This is a genomic window from Sorangium sp. So ce1153 (assembly GCF_051521595.1).
Taxonomy (GTDB): Bacteria; Myxococcota_A; Polyangia; order Polyangiales; family Polyangiaceae; genus Sorangium.
Genome location: NZ_CP150361.1, coordinates 12,693,420 through 12,713,411 on the forward strand (window position 1 = coordinate 12,693,420; position 19,992 = coordinate 12,713,411).

General features: G+C 70.6%; 12 protein-coding genes. 5 read left to right on the forward strand and 7 right to left on the reverse strand.

Features of this window, described 5'->3' with window-relative positions:
- Positions 1-33 precede the first annotated feature (33 nt).
- The 4 genes from WME85_RS46195 to WME85_RS46210 all read left to right on the forward strand — a co-directional run bounded on the left by WME85_RS46195 (position 34) and on the right by WME85_RS46210 (position 4,987).
- Positions 34-933 (forward strand): hotdog fold thioesterase, encoded by a 900-nt coding sequence (locus WME85_RS46195; protein ID WP_437830917.1) that lies wholly within the window; start codon positions 34-36, stop codon positions 931-933.
- A 243-nt stretch (positions 934-1,176) separates the two neighbouring features.
- Positions 1,177-2,637: a sensor histidine kinase gene (locus WME85_RS46200; RefSeq protein WP_437830919.1), complete on the forward strand. Its 1,461-nt coding sequence runs from the start codon at positions 1,177-1,179 to the stop codon at positions 2,635-2,637.
- Positions 2,634-4,016: a sigma-54-dependent transcriptional regulator gene (locus WME85_RS46205; protein ID WP_437830921.1), complete on the forward strand. Its 1,383-nt coding sequence runs from the start codon at positions 2,634-2,636 to the stop codon at positions 4,014-4,016. Before WME85_RS46200 ends, WME85_RS46205 begins: the two co-directional genes overlap by 4 nt.
- Positions 4,017-4,282: 266 nt before the next feature.
- On the forward strand, positions 4,283-4,987 hold the full coding sequence (locus WME85_RS46210) for a UPF0158 family protein (protein WP_437830923.1): 705 nt from the start codon (positions 4,283-4,285) through the stop codon (positions 4,985-4,987).
- 66 nt (positions 4,988-5,053) lie between these two features.
- Here the strand turns inward: WME85_RS46210 and WME85_RS46215 are convergent, their stop codons facing one another.
- The 3 genes from WME85_RS46215 to WME85_RS46225 all read right to left on the reverse strand — a co-directional run bounded on the left by WME85_RS46215 (position 5,054) and on the right by WME85_RS46225 (position 8,615).
- On the reverse strand, positions 5,054-6,523 hold the full coding sequence (locus WME85_RS46215) for an ATP-binding protein (protein ID WP_437830926.1): 1,470 nt from the start codon (positions 6,521-6,523) through the stop codon (positions 5,054-5,056).
- A gap of 58 nt (positions 6,524-6,581) precedes the next feature.
- A complete protein-coding gene (locus WME85_RS46220; RefSeq protein WP_437830928.1) occupies positions 6,582-7,790 on the reverse strand; it encodes a cytochrome P450 in 1,209 nt (402 codons plus the stop codon).
- Positions 7,791-7,934: 144 nt separating this feature from the next.
- Positions 7,935-8,615: a dTMP kinase gene (locus WME85_RS46225; protein WP_437830930.1), complete on the reverse strand. Its 681-nt coding sequence runs from the start codon at positions 8,613-8,615 to the stop codon at positions 7,935-7,937.
- Positions 8,616-8,950: 335 nt separating this feature from the next.
- Between WME85_RS46225 and WME85_RS46230 the strand changes: the two genes are divergently transcribed.
- Positions 8,951-10,201: a VWA domain-containing protein gene (locus WME85_RS46230; protein WP_437830933.1), complete on the forward strand. Its 1,251-nt coding sequence runs from the start codon at positions 8,951-8,953 to the stop codon at positions 10,199-10,201.
- 934 nt (positions 10,202-11,135) lie between these two features.
- Here the strand turns inward: WME85_RS46230 and WME85_RS46235 are convergent.
- From WME85_RS46235 to WME85_RS46250, 4 genes are all read right to left on the reverse strand, one after another.
- Positions 11,136-13,325: an ATP-binding protein gene (locus tag WME85_RS46235; protein ID WP_437830935.1), complete on the reverse strand. Its 2,190-nt coding sequence runs from the start codon at positions 13,323-13,325 to the stop codon at positions 11,136-11,138.
- A 16-nt stretch (positions 13,326-13,341) separates the two neighbouring features.
- Positions 13,342-17,673 (reverse strand): HAMP domain-containing protein, encoded by a 4,332-nt coding sequence (locus WME85_RS46240; RefSeq protein ID WP_437830938.1) that lies wholly within the window; start codon positions 17,671-17,673, stop codon positions 13,342-13,344.
- A 113-nt stretch (positions 17,674-17,786) separates the two neighbouring features.
- Positions 17,787-18,203 carry a response regulator gene (locus tag WME85_RS46245; protein ID WP_437842548.1) on the reverse strand — a complete coding sequence of 139 codons (417 nt, stop codon included), beginning with the start codon at positions 18,201-18,203 and terminating at the stop codon, positions 17,787-17,789.
- Between the two features lie 56 nt (positions 18,204-18,259).
- Positions 18,260-19,900, reverse strand: coding sequence for an ATP-binding protein (locus WME85_RS46250; RefSeq protein ID WP_437830940.1), 1,641 nt, complete (start codon positions 19,898-19,900; stop codon positions 18,260-18,262).
- Between the last annotated feature and the right edge of the window lie 92 nt (positions 19,901-19,992).

Genomic DNA, 19,992 nt, shown 5'->3' on the forward strand with positions numbered 1-19,992 from the left:
GGACGACTCCGGCCAGCCCCGCGAGACTGCGGCATGACCGAGAACGTCAGCACCTGGTTCAAGGACGGCTCCTACCCTTCCGATCTCGGGGTGGCGGTCGAGTCCGCCGACGAAGCGCAGTCGCGCCTCTCCCTGCCCTACGACGAGCGCAACACGATGTTCGGGCTGGTGCACGGCGGCGCGGTCGCGTCGCTGGCGTCGATCTCCGCGCTCGCCATCGCGCGCGCGTCGCCTCGCGCCGTCGAGGGGCCGCTCCGCACCGCCGCGCTGCACGTGGGCTACGTGCGCGCGGCGCGCAAATCGCTGACCGTGGAGACGCGCGCCGTGCGCCGCGTGCGCGAGCTGGGCTTCTTCGAGACGCTCATCAAGGACGTGGACGGGAACCCGGTCGCACACGCCTCGTCGACCGTGAGCGAGGGCGGGTCGGACAGCGCATCAGCGGATTCCCCTCTTCCGATCCCTCCCTCCGAGGGAGAGGGGCCTTTCGCCGCGCCCTCGGAGGACGCGGGGGCGGCCGACGCGGAGGCGATCCGCGCGGCGATGGCGGCCAGTCCGTTCCTGTCGCGGAGGCGGCTGCGCCTGGTGAGCATGCGCCGCGGCGCGGTGGAGATGGCGCTGGATGCCACCGCGGCCAACCTCGATGGCGACGGGGCCATCCACGAAGGGGCCGTCCTGACGCTCATCGACGCCGCGGGCGCCACCTGCCCGTGGACGGTCGTGCCGCCGTTGCCGGGGGCCTCGGGCGCGACCATCGCGCTGAACGCGCACGTCCTCGGGCCGCTGCCCGGGGACGGGCTCGTCGCGCGCGCCGTCGTGCGCGCGCGCGACGCGCGCATCTGCTGGACGAGCGTCACCGTCGTCGACAGCGCATCTCGGAAGGTGCACGCCCTCGGGACCGTCGTGTACCGCTTCGCCGACAAGAACGGTCCTTGATCGGCGCGCCAGCGGCGTCCCTCCCCGCGGCGCGCAGCGCCCTTGCCCCTTCGCGAGCGAGCACCCGATCGGACAGCAGCCGGGCGCCCCGCGATCCCGCGCGCCGCCGCGGGCAGGACGGCTGACACGGGTGCCGCACACGGGTGCCGCAAAATGCGGCATGTCGTATTTTGCGGCGGCGCCGGGCGGATGGTTGGGCGCGCGCCGCCTGCGCCGCGCGCCACCTGCGCTACGACGCCGGGCATGAAGCTCGCGCGCAAGCTGACGCTCGCCCTCGTGTTCGGGGTCTTCCTCGTGCTCGCGCTGAGCGCCTACACCCAGATCCGCAGAGAGGCCAGCGTCTTCGAGAACGACGTCCAGCGCGATCACCACACGATGGGCCGCGCGCTGGCGGCCGCCGTCATGGAGGTGTGGCGCGCCGAGGGCTCGGCGCGGGCGCTGCGCCTGGTGACAGACGCCAACGAGCGGGAGCAGCAGGTGAACATCCGCTGGGTCTGGCTCGACGGACAGACGACCGAGGCCCATCGACCCCGGCTGGCCCCGGAGCTGCTCCTCCCCGCCGCCAGCGGGCGAGTCGTCGTGCGCCGGATCCCCGACGAGGACGCGGACCTCCTCGTGACCTGCGTGCCAGTGCCCGTGCCCGGCGATCGCGCCGGCGCGCTGGAGCTCTCCGAGTCGCTCGCGGGCGCGCGCCGGTACATCCGGAGCATGATCCTGAGCACCGCGATCACCACCGGCGCCCTGACGCTGGTATGTGGGTTGCTTACGACGAGCCTCGGAGTCTGGCTGGTGGGACGCCCCATGCGCACGTTGATCGATCAGGCGCGCCGCATCGGCGCCGGCGATCTCTCCGGGCGCCTGTCGCTGCGCCAGGCGGACGAGATCGGCGAGCTCGGACGCGAGATGAACGCCATGTGCGACCGCCTCGCCGCGGCCAACCAGAAGCTCGAGTCCGAGGCGGCGGCGCGGATCGCCGCCCTCCAGCAGCTCCGGCACGCCGAGCGGCTCGCGACCGTCGGCAAGCTCGCGTCCGGGATCGCGCACGAGCTGGGCGCGCCCCTCCAGGTCGTCACCGGGCGCGCGCGGATGCTCGTCGACGGGGACGTCTCGGGCGACGAGGTGCCGGGCAACGGGCAGATCATCCTCGAGCAGTCGCAGCGGATGACCCAGATCATCCGCCAGCTGCTCGATTTCGCCCGGCGCCGCAGCGCCGAGAAGCAGGAGACCGCGCTGAGCAGCGTCATCCGCGGCACGTTCACGATGCTGAAGCCGCTGGCGGACAAGCAGGGCGTCACGATCGCCGAGGAAGGGGGCGCGCCGGATCTGATGGTCCACGCGGACGCCGACCAGCTCCAGCAGGCGCTCACGAACGTGGTGGTCAACGCCATCCAGGCCATGCCGTCCGGCGGCACGATCACGGTGGGCGTCCGGCCCTGCCGCGCCAGCCCGCCCGCCGACCAGGGAGGGGCCGAGGGCGACTACATCGCGCTGTCCGTGCGCGACGAGGGACAGGGCATGTCGGCGGACGTCCTCGAGCACGTGTTCGAGCCGTTCTTCACGACCAAGCCCGTCGGCGAGGGGACAGGGCTCGGCCTGCCGGTCGCTTACGGCATCATCAAGGAGCACGGCGGCTGGATCCAGGTCGACAGCCAGGCGGGCTCGGGGAGCCAGTTCACCATGTACCTGCCGCAGGAGAAGCCATGACGGGGCGCGTCCTCATCGTCGACGACGAGCGGGGCGTCTGCGAGCTCCTCGACGCCGGGCTCAAGAAGCGGGGCTTCCGGACGGCATGGCGCACGTCGGCCGCCGAGGCGCTCGAGCTCCTCGACGCAGAGGACTTCGAGGTCGTGGTCACCGACATGACCATGCGCGGCATGAGCGGCCTCGAGCTCTGCGAGCGCATCGTCCAGAACCGGCCCGATCTGCCGGTCATCGTCATCACCGCCTTCGGGAGCCTCGACACCGCCACGTCGGCGATCCGCGCCGGCGCCTACGACTTCGTCACCAAGCCGTTCGAGCTCGACGCCCTCCGGCTGACCGTCGAGCGCGCCCTGCGCCACCGCGCCCTCCGCGAGGAGGTGCGCCGGCTGCGGCGCGCCGTGGACGACGCCCACCGGTACGAGCAGATCCTCGGCGGCAGCCCGGCGATGCGGGGCGTCTTCGACCTGCTCGACCGGGTCGCGGACTCGGACACATCGATCCTCATCACGGGCGAGAGCGGCACCGGCAAGGAGCTCGTCGCGCGCGCCGTGCACCAGCGCAGCCGGCGGGGCGGCGCGTTCGTCGCGGTGAACTGCGCGGCGGTCCCGGACGCCCTGCTCGAGAGCGAGCTCTTCGGGCACGCGCGGGGCGCCTTCACCGACGCCAAAGGGCAGCGGAGCGGCCTGTTCGCGCGAGCCCACGGCGGCACCCTGTTCCTCGACGAGATCGGCGAGCTGCCGGTCGGGCTCCAGCCGAAGCTCCTGCGCGCCCTCCAGGAGCGCGCCGTCCGGCCCGTGGGCACAGACGACGAGATCCCCGTGGACGTCCGGCTCATCGCCGCGACGAACCGGGACCTGGAGACGGCGATCGAGGAGCGCCGCTTCCGCGAGGATCTCTATTACCGGATCAACGTGGTCCACGTCGATCTGCCGCCGCTCCGCTCCCGCGGCGCCGACGTGCTGCTGCTCGCGCAGCGCTTCCTCGAGCGCTTCGCGACCGTCAAGGAGCGGCCGATCAAGGGCCTCTCGGCGCCAGCGGCCGAGAAGCTCGTGGCCTATGCGTGGCCCGGCAACGTCCGCGAGCTCCAGAACTGCATCGAGCGGGCGGTCGCGCTCGCGCGGTTCGACCAGATCACGGTCGACGATCTGCCCGAGAAGGTCCGGACGTACCGGCGCTCCCACGTGCTTGTCTCGAGCGACGACCCGACCGAGCTCGTCCCCATGGAGGAGGTCGAGCGGCGCTACATCCTGCGCGTCCTGGAGGTGGTCGGCGGAAACAAGAGCCAGGCAGCCCACATCCTGGGGTTCGATCGAGCCACCCTGTACCGGAAGCTGGAGCGGTACGGCCTGCGCGCGGGACGCTCGAGCGACCCGAAGCCGTGACCCTTCCGGCCTCGCGCCGGAGGTGGGTTATCAAAGCCGCTTTGCGGCGGCGACTCCGCTCGTGGACTGGCCTGTTGCACAACGCGACACCCGCGGCGCCCCGCGGCAAGCAGCGGCTCGCGGGCGCGCGGGTGGTGCTGTCATTTGCCCAGAGAGGGTTCACATGAAGGCGGTAAGGCGGGAAGATCATTGAGATTTTCTTCCCGCCTTACCGCCTTCATGTTCAAATGACAGCACTACCGGCGCGCGCGAGCCGCGGTGGTGGCATGAGCCCTGCTTGCGGGTCGGGCGCGATCATGAGCCCCACCACGACGAAGTCTGCTGCTGTTGCGGGCCGGAGAGTCCCTGTCGACTGGATCGCGCTCGCGAACGCTTTCGACAACATCGCGCGAGGCGTCCGACATTTCATCCACCTCGACACAGGCGCCGTCCTCCGGCTGAACGACGGCCTCGTCGACCCCGCCACGCGCGCGCGCGTCGAGGAGGATCCGGGCTGCGTGCTCATCGAGCCCATCGCCGCGCGGGACCAGTACCGATGGCTGGAGGCGTTCATTCCGACGGTGGACGACCTGGAGCTCCGGCTGGCGCTCCTGCACTGCATGCAGGGGCAAGGGACGTTTCGGCGGTTCAAGGCCGCGCTCTCGGAGCGGCCGGAGCAGCTCCATCGCTGGCGCGTCTTCCGGATCGAGCAGATCCGGGCCACCATCCTCCAGTGGTTCCACGACCGCGGCCTGACGCCCGTTCCGCTCGAGCACTCCGGTCCGAGCGCGCGGGGCGCTGAGCTGCAGAGCTCTCGCGCCGTCGACTCTGCTCGCCAGCAGCTCTACGCCACGGCGAGCAGGCTGGCGCCCCGCGACCTCCAGGCGCTCACGTCGCTCGCGGAGTTCCTGCGCGCGGCGCGCTCCGGCCTGCGGATCCCCGCCGACTCCTCCGTGAGAGACGCAGCGCGAGCCTTCGGCCTGGTCCCTTGACGCGGGCCAGGGTGGCTCGCTCGCGAACGAGCTTCGCCGGGCCCCCGGCGGAGGCGGCGCCCCGGGTCAGGACGCGCGCGGCAGCTCGACCCGGAAGACCGAGCCGGACCCCGGACGGCTCTCGACGAGGAGCCGGCCGGCGTGCGCCTCGACGATGCGCTTCGCCACGGCGAGGCCGAGCCCCGTGCCTGGGATGGATCCGGACGTGGACTTGAGGCGCCGGAACGGCTCGAAGAGGTGCGCCATGTCCGCGGGCTCGATCCCGACCCCCTGGTCACGAATGGCGATCTCGACTCCATCGCTGCCGGCGCGGACCTCCACGTCGACCTGCCCTCCGGCGGGGGAGTACTTGAGCGCGTTCGACAGGAGGTTGTTCAAGACCTGCTCGATCCGGGTCGCGTCGCAGCGGACGAGCGCCGGCGCCTCGGGGAGCGAGAGCGCGATCGTGTGCTCCGGCGAGACCGGGCGATAGAGCTCCACCGCCTCGCGCGCGAGCTCGCGCAGATCGCGCTCCTCCACCCGGAGATCGAGCTTGCACGCCTCGATCTGCGACGCGTCGAGGAGGTCCCCGACCATGCGCTCGAGGCGGTCGAGCTGCCGCCGGACGATGGCCATCGTCCGGCGTATCTGCGACGCCGGCGGCAGGTCGCCGGGGTCGAGGACGTGCATGGAGAGCCGGAGCGCGGAGAGCGGGTTCCGGAGATCGTGGGCCACACCGCCGAGGAACGCGAACTGCGCCTCGCGCTGGCGCTCCAGCGACTCAGCCATCTCGTTGAAGGCGAGCGCGATCTCGCCGAGCTCGCGCGGCCCGGTCAGCGGCACGCGCGCGGCGCGGTCGCCCGCGCCGTAGCGCCCGATGGCCTCCTGGATCGCGACGATGGGGCGGTGGATGAGCCGCCGCGCGCTGAGGAGGACCGTGGACGCGCCGGCGAGGAAGAACACCGTCGCCGCGACGCCGATGCCGCTCGTGCGCCGGGTCAGGTGCGCGACGAGCGCCTCCGAGGCGCGGGCCTGATCGAGGTTGATCTCGACCAGGCGATCGAGCGCCCTGAACGCCGCGTCGAGGCTGGGGTCGGGCGCGCCGGGCGCGCTGGGTGCCGGCGCGAGCGCGCCGGCATCGGCGGATAGACGCCGCGAGAGGTATTCCTCCACGCGCTGCTCGGCGTCCTCCAGGATCCTGCCCTCCTCCGGGCTGCTCACGTGGTGGCGAGCCGCCGTGAGGCCTCGCCTCAGGCCCTGCTCCCACGCCGCGAGCGAGGGGGCCAGCTCCCCGCGGCCGGAGCCGACCGTGCGGCCGCTCTGCTGCGCGTCGAGCAGGAGGTCGACCTCCAGCCTCTCCACGAGCCGGACGCTCTCGATCGTGTCGCCGAGGATCCGGGTGGCCTGCTGCATGGTCGTCGACGCGACCATCAGCGCGCCGGCGACCACGATGGCCACGGTCGTGAGGAGCAGCGTGGCAGCCCCGAGGAGCGCGCTCAGGCGTGCGGGCCGCGGGAGGCGGAGCCAGCTCGGGATCCGTGGCGTGGGCCATTCCATCCTCCAGCGATTGATGCGGATCGGCGCCGGGTGCAACGTCGCCCGCCTGGAGGGCGCGCTACCTCGCAGGGCTAACGCACCGGACCGGCATCGATTTCACGCCGCTCACCCAGTTCGAGCGGAGCCGCACGGCCGGCGCGGTGAGCTCGAGATCAGGGAGCCGGCGCAGGAGCTCCTCGAAGGCGACCCGCGCCTCCATGCGCGCGAGCGCGAGGCCCAGGCACACGTGGGGGCCAATGCCGAAGGAGAGATGCTCGTTGGGCGTCCGTCCGACATCGAATCGATGTGGATCCCTGAAGACCGCCTCATCGCGGTTGGCCGAGACATACCAGAGGACCACCTTGTCCCCGGCCGCGATCCGCTGCCCGCCAACCTCGGTGTCGCGCACCGCCGAGCGCCGGAAATAATAGACCGGCGGCGTGAAGCGCAACATCTCCTCGATGGCGGTCGGGAGGAGCGAGGGATCCGCGAGCAGGCGCCGGCGCTGGTCGGGGTGCTCGATCAGCGCGAGCATCCCGTTGGAGATGAGGTTCTTCGTCGTGTCATGGCCGGCCGTCAGCAGCAGGTTGAAGAAGCCGCCGAACTCCGTGTACGAGAGCTTCTCGCCGTCCACCTCGGCGGCCATGAGCAGGCTCAGCATGTCGTCCTTGGGCGCCAGCCGCCGCTCCTCGGCGAGCTTGTGCGCGTAGGCGTTCATGTTGTTGAGGATCTTGTTCAGCTCCTCGGGCGTGACGCCGTAGTCGGGGTCGCTGGCCCCGAAGAACCGCGTCGTCCAGTCGAGCATCTGCTCCTGATCCTCGCGCGGGACGCCGATCACCTCGAGGATCACCGCCAGGGGCAGCTGGCCCGCGATGTCGCTCGCGAAGTCGCACCCGCCGCGCGCGCAGGCCTCGTCGATGAGCCGCGTCACGAGCTCCCGCACGTGCCCCTCGAGGCGCTGGATGACCCGCGGCGTGAACCCCTTGCTGACCAGCGCCCGGAAGCGCCCGTGCCGGGGCGGGTCCATCATGATCATGATATCGGGGTTGTCGCGCATGTCCCCTGGCTGGAAGTCCTCGATGAAGAGGCCGCGACCCGAGCAGAACTCGGCCGGATCGCGCGAGATGCGGGCGACGTCGGCGTGCCGCGTGATCGCCCAGAACCCCCTGCCCGCCGGCTCGGGGTGCCAGTAGACGGGGGCCTCCCGCCGGAGGACCTCGAAGCGATCGTGCGGCGCGCCCGCGAGATACAGGTCGGGATCGAGGACATCGACGGTCTCAGGGGTCATCTGGGCAGATCTCCTCACTTGAAGATCCGCAGGGTACCAGACCGGCGCGCGGGCCGTCTCGGCGAGCTCGGCCGGTAGCTCGCCCTGGAGGGTGTCCACGCCGGAGAGCAGGATTCTGCCGCCTGCCTCGCCGGCGCGACCGATTCATCGCTGCCGCCTCACGTGGCTCAGCGCCTCGTCCCTGAGCTCATCCGGGTCCTTCTCGCCGTCGAGCGTCACCCACCCGTTCCGCTCCGCGTAGGGCTGGAACCTGGCGCCGAGGCGCCGCTGATGGCCCAGGTACGCCTCGCGCGAGAGCTCCTTCGATCCGCTGAAGACCCCGTAATCGCGCGGGAGGTGATCGTCGCGCCGCTGCCATGTCACCTCGGGGCTCACGCGCAGGAAGAAGGTGAGGTCGGGCTTCGCCGCCAGCGCGAAGTGGCGCAGCACGTACGCCTCGTCGAGCGTCCCCGCGAGGTTGTGGTGCACGATCTGCTTGTAAACCCACGAGTCCGCGATGATCACGTGCCCCGCCCGGCGCTGCGGCTCGATGAGATGGAGGGAGAGGAGCGTGTACCAGGTCCCGAGGAGGTAGATCCAGCAGTCCACGGGCACCTGGTCGATCGGGTCGTGGGGCCGACTGCCTCCCCAGACGACCGGGTCGAGCGCCTGGAGCTTGCGGCCGAGGTAGGTCTCGGTGTCGAACCCGGAGCGCAGGAACTCGGAGTGCCCTACCAGGGTCACCGTCCGGCCGGCCTCCTCGAAGGCCTTCTTCAAGGCATAGGTGAGGGTCGTCTTCCCCGAGGCGTCCGTGCCCTCGAATGCGATGAAAAGTCCATTGCTCATGCCTTCAAAGCTCCCAGCTCCACGAGCGCGGCGACCTGTCAACTCCGGCCACGCCGGCAATGTTCCTCGGCGCGCAGGGGCGATCCGCCATGACGCGAGCACGAAAAGAACGCGTCGACCGGCGACCACCGACGCTCCAGGATCGCAGCGGAGTGTAGCGGACGATCGCCGGACGCCCAGGCTCGCCGCGGCCGCCGCGCCGGGCGCCATTTTGCGGCGGCGCGGCGGTCGGGGCAGCGCCGGCGCCCCGCGCCGGCCGGGGGCGCCGGCGCCCGGACAGCCGATCGGCGACCCCTCTGGACGGTGCCCCCCCATCTCCCCGACACTCCATCGCCATGCCCGCCCGCACCCCCCGCAAGCCCCCGCCGCCCGCCTCCCCCGCCGGCCCAGCCGGCGCGCAGGACGACCTCACCGACGGCGACCGCGACGCGCTCCTGCGCTGGCGGCTCGCGCTCGGCCCCGAGGCCGAGCGGGTCGACCCGCGCCTCTCCCTCGGCGGGCTCGGCGGCGCGGCGCCCGCGGTCCACGTCGACCCGCGGCGGCTCGGCGACCTCGACCGGGCGCTCTCGTTCATCTACGACGAGCGCGCGGGCAACCTCGGCGGCTCACGGCCGTACGTCCCCGAGTGGCTCGCGGCGGTGCGCGAGTTCTTCAGCCACGATATCGTCGCCCTCGTCCAGAAGGACGCCATCGAGAAGAAGGGGCTGACTCAGCTCCTCTTCGAGCCAGAGACGCTGCCGTTCCTCGAGAAGAACGTCGAGCTCGTCGCCACGCTCATGAGCGCGCGGGGCCTCATCCCCGACGCCGCCCGGGAGACCGCCCGGCAGATCGTGCGCGAGGTCGTCGAGGAGGTGCGGCGCGCGCTCGAGTCCGAGGTCCGCACCGCCGTCCTCGGCGCCCTGCGGCGCAACACGACGAGCCCGCTGCGCGTCCTCAGGAACCTCGACTGGAAGCGCACCATCCGCAGGAACCTGAGGGGGTGGGACGCGGAGCGGCGCCGCCTCGTCCCGGACAAGCTCTATTTCTGGGCGAACCAGACGCGGAGGCACGAGTGGGACGTCGCCATCCTCGTCGACCAGTCGGGCTCCATGGGCGAGAGCGTCGTCTACAGCTCCATCATGGCCGCGATCTTCGCGTCGCTCGACGTCCTCCGCACTCGGCTCCTCTTCTTCGACACCGAGGTCGTCGACGTGACACCGATGCTCGTCGACCCGGTCGACGTGCTGTTCACGGCGCAGCTCGGCGGCGGCACCGACATCAACCGCGCCGTGGCCTACGCCCAGGCGAACTTCATCGAGCGCCCCGAGAAGACGCTGCTCATCCTGATCACGGACCTGTTCGAGGGCGGCAACGCCGAGGAGCTCGTCGCCCGCATGCGCCAGCTCGCCGACAGCAAGGTGAAGTCGATCTGCCTGCTCGCGCTGTCGGACAGCGGCAAGCCGTCGTACGACCACGAGATGGCGCAGAAGCTCGCCGCCCTCGGGACCCCGTGCTTCGGCTGCACGCCGAAGCTCCTCGTCAAGGTGGTGGAGCGGCTCATGAGAGGTCAGGACCTCGGCCCGCTGCTCGACGCCGAGGCGAGGTGAGGGCGCGGTCAACGCCCCACGCAACGCTCCACGCCGCCCCGCCGCACCGGAGCCACAGAAGCACAGAGGACGCAGAGGCTCTTTTCTCTCCTCTGCGTCCTCTGTGCCCCCGTGGCCTCACGGAGCCTGAATCAACCCTCGCCGGCGCGGTCGCGACGCCGGAGCTCCCGGCGTCCTTCGAACGTCAACGCGCGCTGGTCGACGTGCCCTGAACGGCGTCCGCCGCCGCGCCGCCCGCGTCAGCGGGGGCGACGGAGCGCCTGCGCCCCGCGCTCTTCCGTCCGGGCAGCGGCGCGCTTCCGCGGCGTGGTGCCCCGGGACGAGCTCCGGGCAGAGCCCGCGGAGGTCCGCCGGCGGGTGCCGGCCGAGCGCACCGCCTCTGCCCTCGAGGGCGACGTGACCAGGGCCGGACCCGTGCTGCCGAACGCGCTGATCGAGGGGCCAACTAGGCTGATTGAAAGTTTCACTTGAACTACCGATGAGGTGGTGGACCGATCACGTCATGCAGCGGAGGACTCATCACCTATAAACTGTTTTGATCTTTTACGCAGCGTCGCCGCGCGAAGATCACGAGCCCTGGAGCGCCCGTCCGGACGTGAACATGTCCACCCGGGAGACCCACTCGCCTTCCGCCTCTCACGACGGACGCACGCACCACGGAGGCACGAAGGCACGGGTCTGGGTTCGCTCCGTGCCTCCGTGTCTCCGTGGTGATCTGGCGAGGGATGCCCCGGGTGTCGCACCGGGCGCTCTGTCACGGAGTCGTTGCACGATGCAGGCCAACGGTGCCACGATCCGCGCATCGCCGTTTTTACGGGGATGGCGGTGGGGCGCCTTTCACGAGTGAAATCACCGGTTGCAACCGTGGCGCAATGCGGCGGTGTCCAGGCAAGAACGCCGGCAGAACGCCGGCCGAACCCGGGCAGAGGGCTGCTCAGCCGGCAGGTCCGGTCAACGATGATCCAGGGCGCTCGCCCAGCGGCCCCGATGATCCAGCCGCGCGGGGTGGGAGCGGCAACGCCACCTGGAACCTCGCCCCCATGCCCGGCGTGCTCTCGACCTGGATCGTCCCGCCGTGGGCCCGCAGGATCTGGTCCACGATGTACAGCCCGACGCCCAGCCCGCCGTACGAGCTTGCCGGCGCCGCCCGCTCGAAGCGCCCGAAGATCCGGCCGATGTACTCCTGGGCGATCCCGATGCCCTGATCCATCACCTGGAGCACCGCGGACTTCCCGTCGACCGAGACCCGCAGCTGGATCGGCTTGCCGCGCCCGTACTTGAGGGCGTTCGTGAGCAGGTTGGTGATCACCTGGTCGATCCGCAGGCGGTCCCACCGGCCGACCGCCCTCTCCGGCAGATCGAGCTGGAGCGAGCAGCTCGCCCGCGCGATCTCGGCCTCGAGGCGCGCGACCACCTCGCGCGCCACGTCGCACAGGTCCACGTCCTCGAGGCTGAGCTCGAGCTGACCGCTGTTGATGCGCGTCACGTCGAGCAGCGTGTCGATGAGCCGCGTGAGCCGGTCGATCTGCCCCTCTGCCTGGGACAGCTTCGCGAGCACCTGATCGGCCGGCAGCCCGCCGTCGGCGCGGCCGACGGCGCGGGCGAGGCCCTGGACCTGCAAGACCAGCGCGCTGAGCGGCGTCCTGAGCTCGTGGGAGGCGACCGACACGAAGTCCTCGCGGACCTGCACGGCCTCCCGCGTCATCCGCAGGAGGCGGGCGTTCTCGAGGCACAGCGCCGCGCGCTGCGCGATGTCGAGGGCGACCGCGAAATCAGGGGGATCGAAGCGCTCGCCCGGCTCCACCCAGACCATGCTGAGCGCGCCGAGCACGTTGCCGCGCGTGACGAGCGGCACGCACAGGTAGCTGCTCGCGCCGATCTCGTGGACAAGGCCCGGATCGTCGGCGTCGAGCGCCTGGACGACGTCGCGCGGCGCACACTCGACGCGCAGATCGGGGCGCCCGGTCGTCATCACCGCGCCGATGCCGTCGCCGGTCAGGGCGAGCTCCCGCGGGACGAGCCGCTCCGCGAACGGCGCCGCCTCGCGGTCCCGGTGCGCCGCGGCGAGCCTGCACGCGCCGCCGTCCCGCCGCAGGTCGAGCACGCACCAGGTGCAGATGCGCTCCGCGACGAGGCGGACCAGGGCCCTCGCGACGCTGTCCTCGTCGAGCGACGCGGAGAACGAGCTCGACGCCTCGGCGAGGAGCTCCGAGCGGCGCACCGCGGCCTCGGCCTCCGCGCGGGCCGCCCGCTCGCGGGTCAGGAGGTGGATGCGCTCCTGCTCGTGGCGCTTGCTGTCGTCGATGTCGGTGAAGCTGCCGAGCCAGCCGACCACCCGCTTCCAGACGTCCCGCTCCGGGACCGCCTGGCAGAGGTGCCACCGGTACGCCCCGTGAACGGACCGGAGGCGACACTCGCCCTGAAAGGGCTCGCCCGCCTCGAGGCAGCGACGCCACTTGCCGACGAACTGGTTCAGGTCGTTCGGGTGCACCGCGGCCTGCCAGCCCCAGCCGCGGAGCGCCTCGAACGCGAGCCCCGTGTACTCCAGCCAGCGCGAGCTCACGTAGTCGACGGCGCCGTCGAGCTTCGCCGTGAAGACGCACTGCGGGATGGCGTCCGCCAGGTTCTGGTACCTCGCCTGCGCGGCGCGCCGGAGCTCCTCGACCTCCGCGTCGCGCCGCCGCTGCTCGGCCATGCGCAGGAGCTCCGCCTGCTCCTTGATCTGCTCGCCCCGCCGGTGGAGCTCGACGAACACGGCGACCTTCGCCTGGACGACCTCCGGCTCGAGCGGCTTCAGCAGGTAGTCGACCCCGCCCACCGCGTACGCCCTGTAGATGGCCGAGAGATCGTCGCTCGCCGCGGTGAGGAAGATGATCGGCGTGTGGCGCGACCGCTCCCGCTGCTTCACCAGCGAGGCGACCTCGAACCCGTCGATGTCGGGGAGCCGGACGTCGAGCAGGAGGACCGCGAAATCCTCGGACAGGATCCTGAGGAGCGCGTCCTTCCCGCTCGCCGCGGTGACCAGGCGGTAGCTCTCGTCGGCCAGGATCGCCTTGAGGGCCGCCAGGTTCTCTGGCTGGTCGTCCACCAGCAGGATGCTGGTCGTCGCGGGAGCGGAGGACACGGTGGGGCTCCGTCGCTCAGTCGGGTCGCAGCCAGTGCAGCATGACCGAGATGAGGCGCGCGTCGTCCACCGGCTTGGCCACGAAATCGTTCAGGCCGGCGTCCAGGCACTTCTGCCGATCTTCCGGCATCGCCTTGGCCGTGACCGCGATGATCGGCAGCTCGCTGAAGCGGGGGTCGCTGCGGATCTCGCGGGTGGCCTCGTAGCCGTCGAGCTCGGGCATCATGATGTCCATGAGGACGATATCGACGGTCGAGTCGCCCTCGCGGAGGATCTCGATGCCGTGCCTGGCGTTCTCGGCCAGGAGCACCTGCGCGCCCCGCCGCTCGAGCAGGCTCGTGATGGCGAAGACGTTGCGCGCGTCATCGTCGATGACGAGCACGCTCCGCCCCGAGAGCGCGACCGAGGACGAGCCGTTCGTGAGCAGCGGCGCCACCGGCTCGGGCAGCTCGGCGCGCGAGGGCTTCGTGGCCTTCTGCTCCGGCCGCTCCGCCGGCAGGTACAGCGTGAACTTGCTGCCGAGCCCCGGCGTGCTGTGCAGGGAGATCTCGCCGCCGAGCAGGCTGGCGAGCTCCCGGCTGATGGTCAGGCCGAGGCCCGTGCCGCCGTAGGTGCGGCTGGTCGAGGCGTCGGCCTGCTGGAACGCGTCGAAGATGAGCGTCTGCTTCTCCGGCGGGATGCCGATGCCCGTGTCGGTGACGGCGAACGCGAGGACGGTCTTCGCCTTGACGAGCGTGTCCCGCTTGAACGGGATCCCCCGGCTGGCGACCTCGATCTCGAGCGAGATCCGGCCGGACGACGTGAACTTGAACGCGTTCGACAGGAGGTTCTTCAGGATCTGCTGGAGCCGCTGCAGATCCGTCATGATGGTGGCCGGGACGCCGGTGGCGACCCGGACCCAGAACTCGAGCTCCTTCTGCTCGGCGATCTGCCGGAAGCTGCGCTCGACGTACTCCGAGAGCTCGGCCAGCGCGACCCGCTGGGTCTTCACGTCGATCTTGCCGGCCTCGATCTTGGACAGGTCGAGGATCTCGTTGATGAGCTGCAGGAGGTCCTGCCCGGCGGCGGCGATCGTCTTCGCGTACTCGACCTGCTTCGGCGTGAGCGTGTGCTCCTCGTTGTCCGCGAGGATCCTGGCGAGGATGAGCAGGCTGTTCAGCGGCGTGCGCAGCTCGTGCGACATGTTCGCGAGGAACTCGGACTTGTACTTCGAGGTGCGCGACAGCTCCCTGGCTTTCTCCTCCAGGGAGGCGCTGGCGCGCGCGATCTCGCGGTTCTTGATCTCGAGCTCCGACGCCTTCTCCTCCAGCTCCTGCGAGCGCGAGCCGAGCTCGGTGTTGGACCTCTGGAGCTCCTGGAGCAGCTCCTCCGTCCTCATGCTGGCGCCGATCATGTTGAACACGACGCCGATCGACTGCGTGAGCTGCTCGAGGAACGTCAGGTGGATGGGCGTGAAGTTCTGGAAGCTCGCCAGCTCGATCACCGCCTTGAGGCCGCCCTCGAAGAGCACCGGCAGGACGCAGATGTTGCGCGGGGGCGCGTCGCCGAGGCCCGAGCTCACCCGGATGTAGTCGTCCGGCAGGTCGGTGACGACGATGCTCTTCTTCTCGAGGCCGCACTGCCCGACGAGCCCCTCGCCCAGCGCGAACCGGTTCGAGATGCCCTTCCTCTTCTGGAACGCGTAGCTCGACGTGAGCTTGAGCGTCGGGTGCTTGTCCTCCGACTCCAGCACGTAGAACGCCCCGTGCTGCGCCGAGACGAGCGGCGTGACCTCGGACATGATGAGGCGAGAGAGCGCCTCGATCGTCCGCTGCCCGGCCATCATCCCGGAGAAGCGCGCCAGGTTCGTCTTCAGCCAGTCCTGCTCCTGGTTGGCGCGCGTCGTGTCTCGCAGGTTCGAGATCATCTGGTTGATGTTGTCCTTCAGCTGAAGGACCTCGCCCTGCGCCTCGACGGAGATGGCCCGCGTCAGGTCGCCCTTGGTCACGGCGGTCGCGACCTCGGCGATGGCGCGCACCTGCGTGGTGAGGTTGCCGGCGAGCTGGTTCACGTTGTCGGTGAGGTCCCGCCACGTGCCCGCCGCGCCGGGCACCTTGGCCTGGCCGCCGAGCTTGCCCTCGATGCCTACCTCGCGCGCCACCGTGGTCACCTGCTCGGCGAACACGCGGAGCGTGTAGGTCATGTCGTTGATCGTGTCCGCGAGCGACGCGATCTCGCCCTTGGCCTCCAGGGCCAGCTTCTGGCGGAGATCGCCGTTCGCGACCGCGGTCACGACCTTGGCGATGCCGCGCACCTGGGAGGTGAGGTTCGAGGCCATGACGTTGACGTTCTCCGTCAGGTCCTTCCAGGTCCCGGACACCCCGGGCACCTGCGCCTGGCCGCCGAGCTTGCCCTCCGTGCCTACCTCGCGCGCGACGCGCGTCACCTCCGCGGCGAACGCGCGCAGCTGATCGACCATCTTGTTGATGGTGTCCTTCAGCTCGAGGATCTCGCCCTTCGCCTCGACCGTGATCTTCTGCGACAGGTCGCCGCTCGCGACCGCCTTCGTGACCAAGGCGATGTTGCGCACCTGGTTGGTCAGGTTGCCGGCGAGCTGGTTCACGTTGTCCGTGAGGTCCTTCCACGTGCCGGCGACGCCGGGCACCTGGGCTTGACCGCCGAGCTTGCCGTCCGTGCCTACCTCGCGCGCGACGCGCGTCACCTCCGCGGCGAACGCGCGCAGCTGATCGACCATCTTGTTGATGGTGTCCTTCAGCTCGAGGATCTCGCCCTTCGCCTCGACCGCGATCTTCTGGGACAGGTCGCCGCTCGCGACCGCCTTCGTGACGAGGGCGATGTTGCGCACCTGGTTGGTCAGGTTGCCGGCGAGGACATTCACGTTGTCCGTGAGGTCCTTCCACGTCCCGCTGACGCCCCGCACCTCGGCCTGCGCGCCGAGCTTGCCCTCCGTGCCTACCTCGCGCGCGACGCGCGTCACCTCCGACGCGAACGCGCGCAGCTGCTCCACCATCTTGTTGATGGTGTCCTTCAGCTCGAGGATCTCGCCCCGGGCCTCGGCGGTGATCTTCTGCGAGAGATCGCCCTTCGCGACGGCCGTCGTGACCAGGGCGATGTTGCGCACCTGGTTGGTCAGGTTGCCGGCGAGCTGGTTCACGTTGTCCGTGAGGTCCTTCCACGTGCCGGCGACGCCGGGCACCTGGGCTTGACCGCCGAGCTTGCCGTCCGTGCCTACCTCGCGCGCGACGCGCGTCACCTCCGCGGCGAACGTCCGGAGCTGCTCCACCATCTTGTTGATGGTGTTCTTCAGCTCGAGGATCTCCCCCTTCGCCTCGACCGTGATCTGCTTCGACAGGTCGCCGTTCGCGACCGCCGTCGTCACCACCGCGATGTTGCGCACCTGGTTGGTCAGGTTGCCCGCGAGGACGTTCACGTTGTCCGTGAGGTCCTTCCACGTCCCGCTGACGCCCCGCACCTCGGCCTGCGCGCCGAGCTTGCCCTCCGTGCCTACCTCGCGCGCGACGCGCGTCACCTCCGACGCGAACGCGCGCAGCTGCTCCACCATCTTGTTGATGGTGTTCTTCAGCTCGAGGATCTCCCCCTTCGCCTCGACCGTGATCTGCTTCGACAGGTCGCCGTTCGCGACCGCCGTCGTCACCACCGCGATGTTGCGCACCTGGTTGGTCAGGTTGCCCGCGAGGACGTTCACGTTGTCCGTGAGGTCCTTCCACGTCCCGCTGACGCCCCGCACCTCGGCCTGCGCGCCGAGCTTGCCCTCCGTGCCTACCTCGCGCGCGACGCGCGTCACCTCCGACGCGAACGCGCGCAGCTGCTCCACCATCTTGTTGATGGTGTTCTTCAGCTCGAGGATCTCCCCCTTCGCCTCGACCGTGATCTGCTTCGACAGGTCGCCGTTCGCGACCGCCGTCGTCACCACCGCGATGTTGCGCACCTGGTTGGTCAGGTTGCCCGCGAGGACGTTCACGTTGTCCGTGAGGTCCTTCCACGTCCCGCTGACGCCCTGCACCTCGGCCTGCGCGCCGAGCTTGCCCTCGGTGCCTACCTCGCGCGCGACGCGCGTGATCTCCGAGCCGACGGTCTGGAGCTGCTGGACGACGTCGTTCACCTCATCGGCGATCTGACCGATCGTCCCGGGCACCTCGCCGATGCCGACGCGCGCGGAGAAATTCCCCGCCTTCACGGCCTTGAGCACCTCCAGGATCGCCTGGAGCTGCATCTCCCGCACGTCGAGGTTCAGGCCGTCGGCGCCGCGCCTCCGGGACGGCGGCTTCTTCTTGCTCGCGCCCCCGTTCTTGTCCTTCGACGTCGCCGCGATGTTGTTCTGTTGCATGAATACCTTCCTGACGACGAGTGCGCGCCTGGAAATCTCGGTGCTGCTTCGGGTGCCGAGGCCCGTCGATGCCGGGGGAGAGCGGCGTCACGGGGCCGGGGCGGGCCGCGGTCTCACGACTTGCCGCGGCGCAAAACTTCTTCGACCTGTCGCTGGAGTCGAGCGTGCTCGATGTCACGCGCGCGGCGCTCGAGCGCGCGACGCATGCGAGAGCTTAGCTCATCGGAACGGAAAGGTTTGGAGAGGTAATCGGAGGCGCCGACGCGGAGGGCGCGCATCCCCGTCTCGACGGAGCCGAACGCGGTGATGGCGATGACCGCGAGGAACGGGTCGAGCTCCTTCGCTCGCGCGATCAGCTCGATGCCGTCCATCCCCGGCATGCGGATGTCCGTGATCAGCAGCTCGAACTTCGCCGAGGAGAGCAGCTTGATGCCGGACAGGGCATCGGCAACGTGCGTCGCGTGGTAGCCGTGATCTGTCGCGATGTCAACGACGAACCGGCCCAGGTCGTCGTCGTCCTCCACAATCATCACGTTCGGTGAGCTTGAACTCATCGCTCCTGTCCTTCCATGAGGCCCTCAGGCCCTCACGCCTTCACGTCTTCACTCACGTCCCTCTCCATGCCCTCCCGCACGTCTCTCTGCACTTCCCCGGGCGCATCCCCCGACACGCGCGCATCCTCTGGCTCTGGCGCGCGCTCTGACGCGCGCGCGCGCGCGTCAGCCGCCGTGCTCGCCCTCGCGCTTTGCGGCGAGGCGGGCTGAGCCGTTGGCAGGGTGACCCGGAAGCGCGCTCCCCCTGTCGTCGAGGGGGCGACCTCGACCGAGCCGCCCGCTTCCTCGACGATCCCGTGGACGATCGCCAGCCCGAGGCCGCTGCCGCCGCGGGTCGACTTCGTCGTGAAGAACGGCTCGAAGATCTGGCGCACGTCCTCGGCGCGGACCCCGGGCCCCGCGTCCTCGACCTCGAAGCACACGGCGCGAGAGCCCGCCGGGCCGTCGCACGCGGGGAGGACGCGCACCACGAGCTCCCCGCCGCCGTCCTGGGCCTCGATGGCGTTCAGGCAGAGATTGAACACCACCTGAAACAGACGATCGGAGTCGAGGGCGACGCGCGCCCACTCCCCACTATCGCGCGGACACACGACGCTCGTCTCGATGTCGCGTTTCCTGCACTCCGGGCCCAGGAAGGCGACAACGTCCTCGATGACGCGCCGGAGATCGCTCTCCTCCTGCGGAGGCCTCGACGGCCGAGCGAGCGAGACGAGGCGGGAGACGACGCGCGTGATCCGCTCCGACTGCCGCGCGATGGTCTCCAGCTCGGCCCGCAGCTGCTCTGGACACCCGGGCAGGTCGGCGGCGCGGCGCGCGCGGCCCTGGATCACGTTCAGCGGCGACCCGATCTCGTGGCCGAGCGAGGTCGCCACCTGCCCGGCGGCGGCGAGCGCCTGCGCCTGCTGGAGCCGGCGCTCCACGTTCACCCGCGCCATCTCCTCTCGCTCGGCGCGCTCCCGCGCCTCCCGGAGCGACGAGGTCATCGTGTTGAAGGCATGGGCCAGGCGGGAGAGCTCCTCCGCGCCCTTCTCGGGCACGGCCGCGTCCAGGTCGCCGCTGGCCACCCGCTCGGCCCCGGACAGGATGGCCCTCGCCGGGAGCGCCACGGTGAAGCGGCCCACGAGCCCCGCCACGATCGCGCTCACCAGCAGCAGGACGACGCCAGTCGCCGCGAGGCCGTGATTCAGCGAGCTCTCCAGCACCTCGATGTAGTGGCGATCGCGCACCAGGAGGGCGACCAGGGGTGGATTGGCGCTGCTCGGCTGGATGGAGACGGTGCGGAGCAGCACCGACTGCCCGCCCAGGATGGAGGTCTCCTCGATGTCTCCCCCTTCGATGAACGCCCGATGGGCGAGCTCGCCGAGGCGCGCCGCCTCGCGCTTCACCCCCTCCGTGATGAAGACCGCCTCCCCTTCCTGGGTGAAGGCGGCGACACCCAGGATGCGCTCGGCGCTCGCGAAGTGCTCGGCGCGCCGCCGGACGAGCGCGAGGTCCCGGCGCTGGAGCGCGCTCTCGACGAACGCCTGGAGCAGGGTGGCGTAGTTGCGGAGCTCCGCCGTGGCCTCGTCCCGCAGGACCTGTTTGCGGTGCGCCGAGGCGAAGACGCCATACAGCACGATGGCGATCGCGATCGGGAGGACAAGAGACAACCAGAACTGGTGTGCGAGCCTCATCCCCGCGGGTCGGCGCTGGTGCTCCACTGCCATACGACGATCCACCGCGACGCCCTCAGGATAACCATCGCGTCAGCGCTTCGCGTCATCAG

Excerpts from the sequence above, each read along its gene's own strand:
- WME85_RS46200 (WP_437830919.1), top strand. The coding sequence starts at position 1,177 with ATGAAGCTCGCGCGCAAGCTGACGCTCGCCCTCGTGTTCGGGGTCTTC.
- WME85_RS46215 (WP_437830926.1), bottom strand. The coding sequence starts at position 6,523 with ATGGAATGGCCCACGCCACGGATCCCGAGCTGGCTCCGCCTCCCGCGG.
- WME85_RS46225 (WP_437830930.1), bottom strand. The coding sequence starts at position 8,615 with ATGAGCAATGGACTTTTCATCGCATTCGAGGGCACGGACGCCTCGGGG.
- WME85_RS46210 (WP_437830923.1), top strand. The coding sequence starts at position 4,283 with ATGAGCCCTGCTTGCGGGTCGGGCGCGATCATGAGCCCCACCACGACG.
- WME85_RS46250 (WP_437830940.1), bottom strand. The coding sequence starts at position 19,900 with ATGAGGCTCGCACACCAGTTCTGGTTGTCTCTTGTCCTCCCGATCGCG.
- WME85_RS46230 (WP_437830933.1), top strand. The coding sequence starts at position 8,951 with ATGCCCGCCCGCACCCCCCGCAAGCCCCCGCCGCCCGCCTCCCCCGCC.
- WME85_RS46205 (WP_437830921.1), top strand. The coding sequence starts at position 2,634 with ATGACGGGGCGCGTCCTCATCGTCGACGACGAGCGGGGCGTCTGCGAG.
- WME85_RS46240 (WP_437830938.1), bottom strand. The coding sequence starts at position 17,673 with ATGCAACAGAACAACATCGCGGCGACGTCGAAGGACAAGAACGGGGGC.
- WME85_RS46245 (WP_437842548.1), bottom strand. The coding sequence starts at position 18,203 with ATGATTGTGGAGGACGACGACGACCTGGGCCGGTTCGTCGTTGACATC.
- WME85_RS46195 (WP_437830917.1), top strand. The coding sequence starts at position 34 with ATGACCGAGAACGTCAGCACCTGGTTCAAGGACGGCTCCTACCCTTCC.
- WME85_RS46220 (WP_437830928.1), bottom strand. The coding sequence starts at position 7,790 with ATGACCCCTGAGACCGTCGATGTCCTCGATCCCGACCTGTATCTCGCG.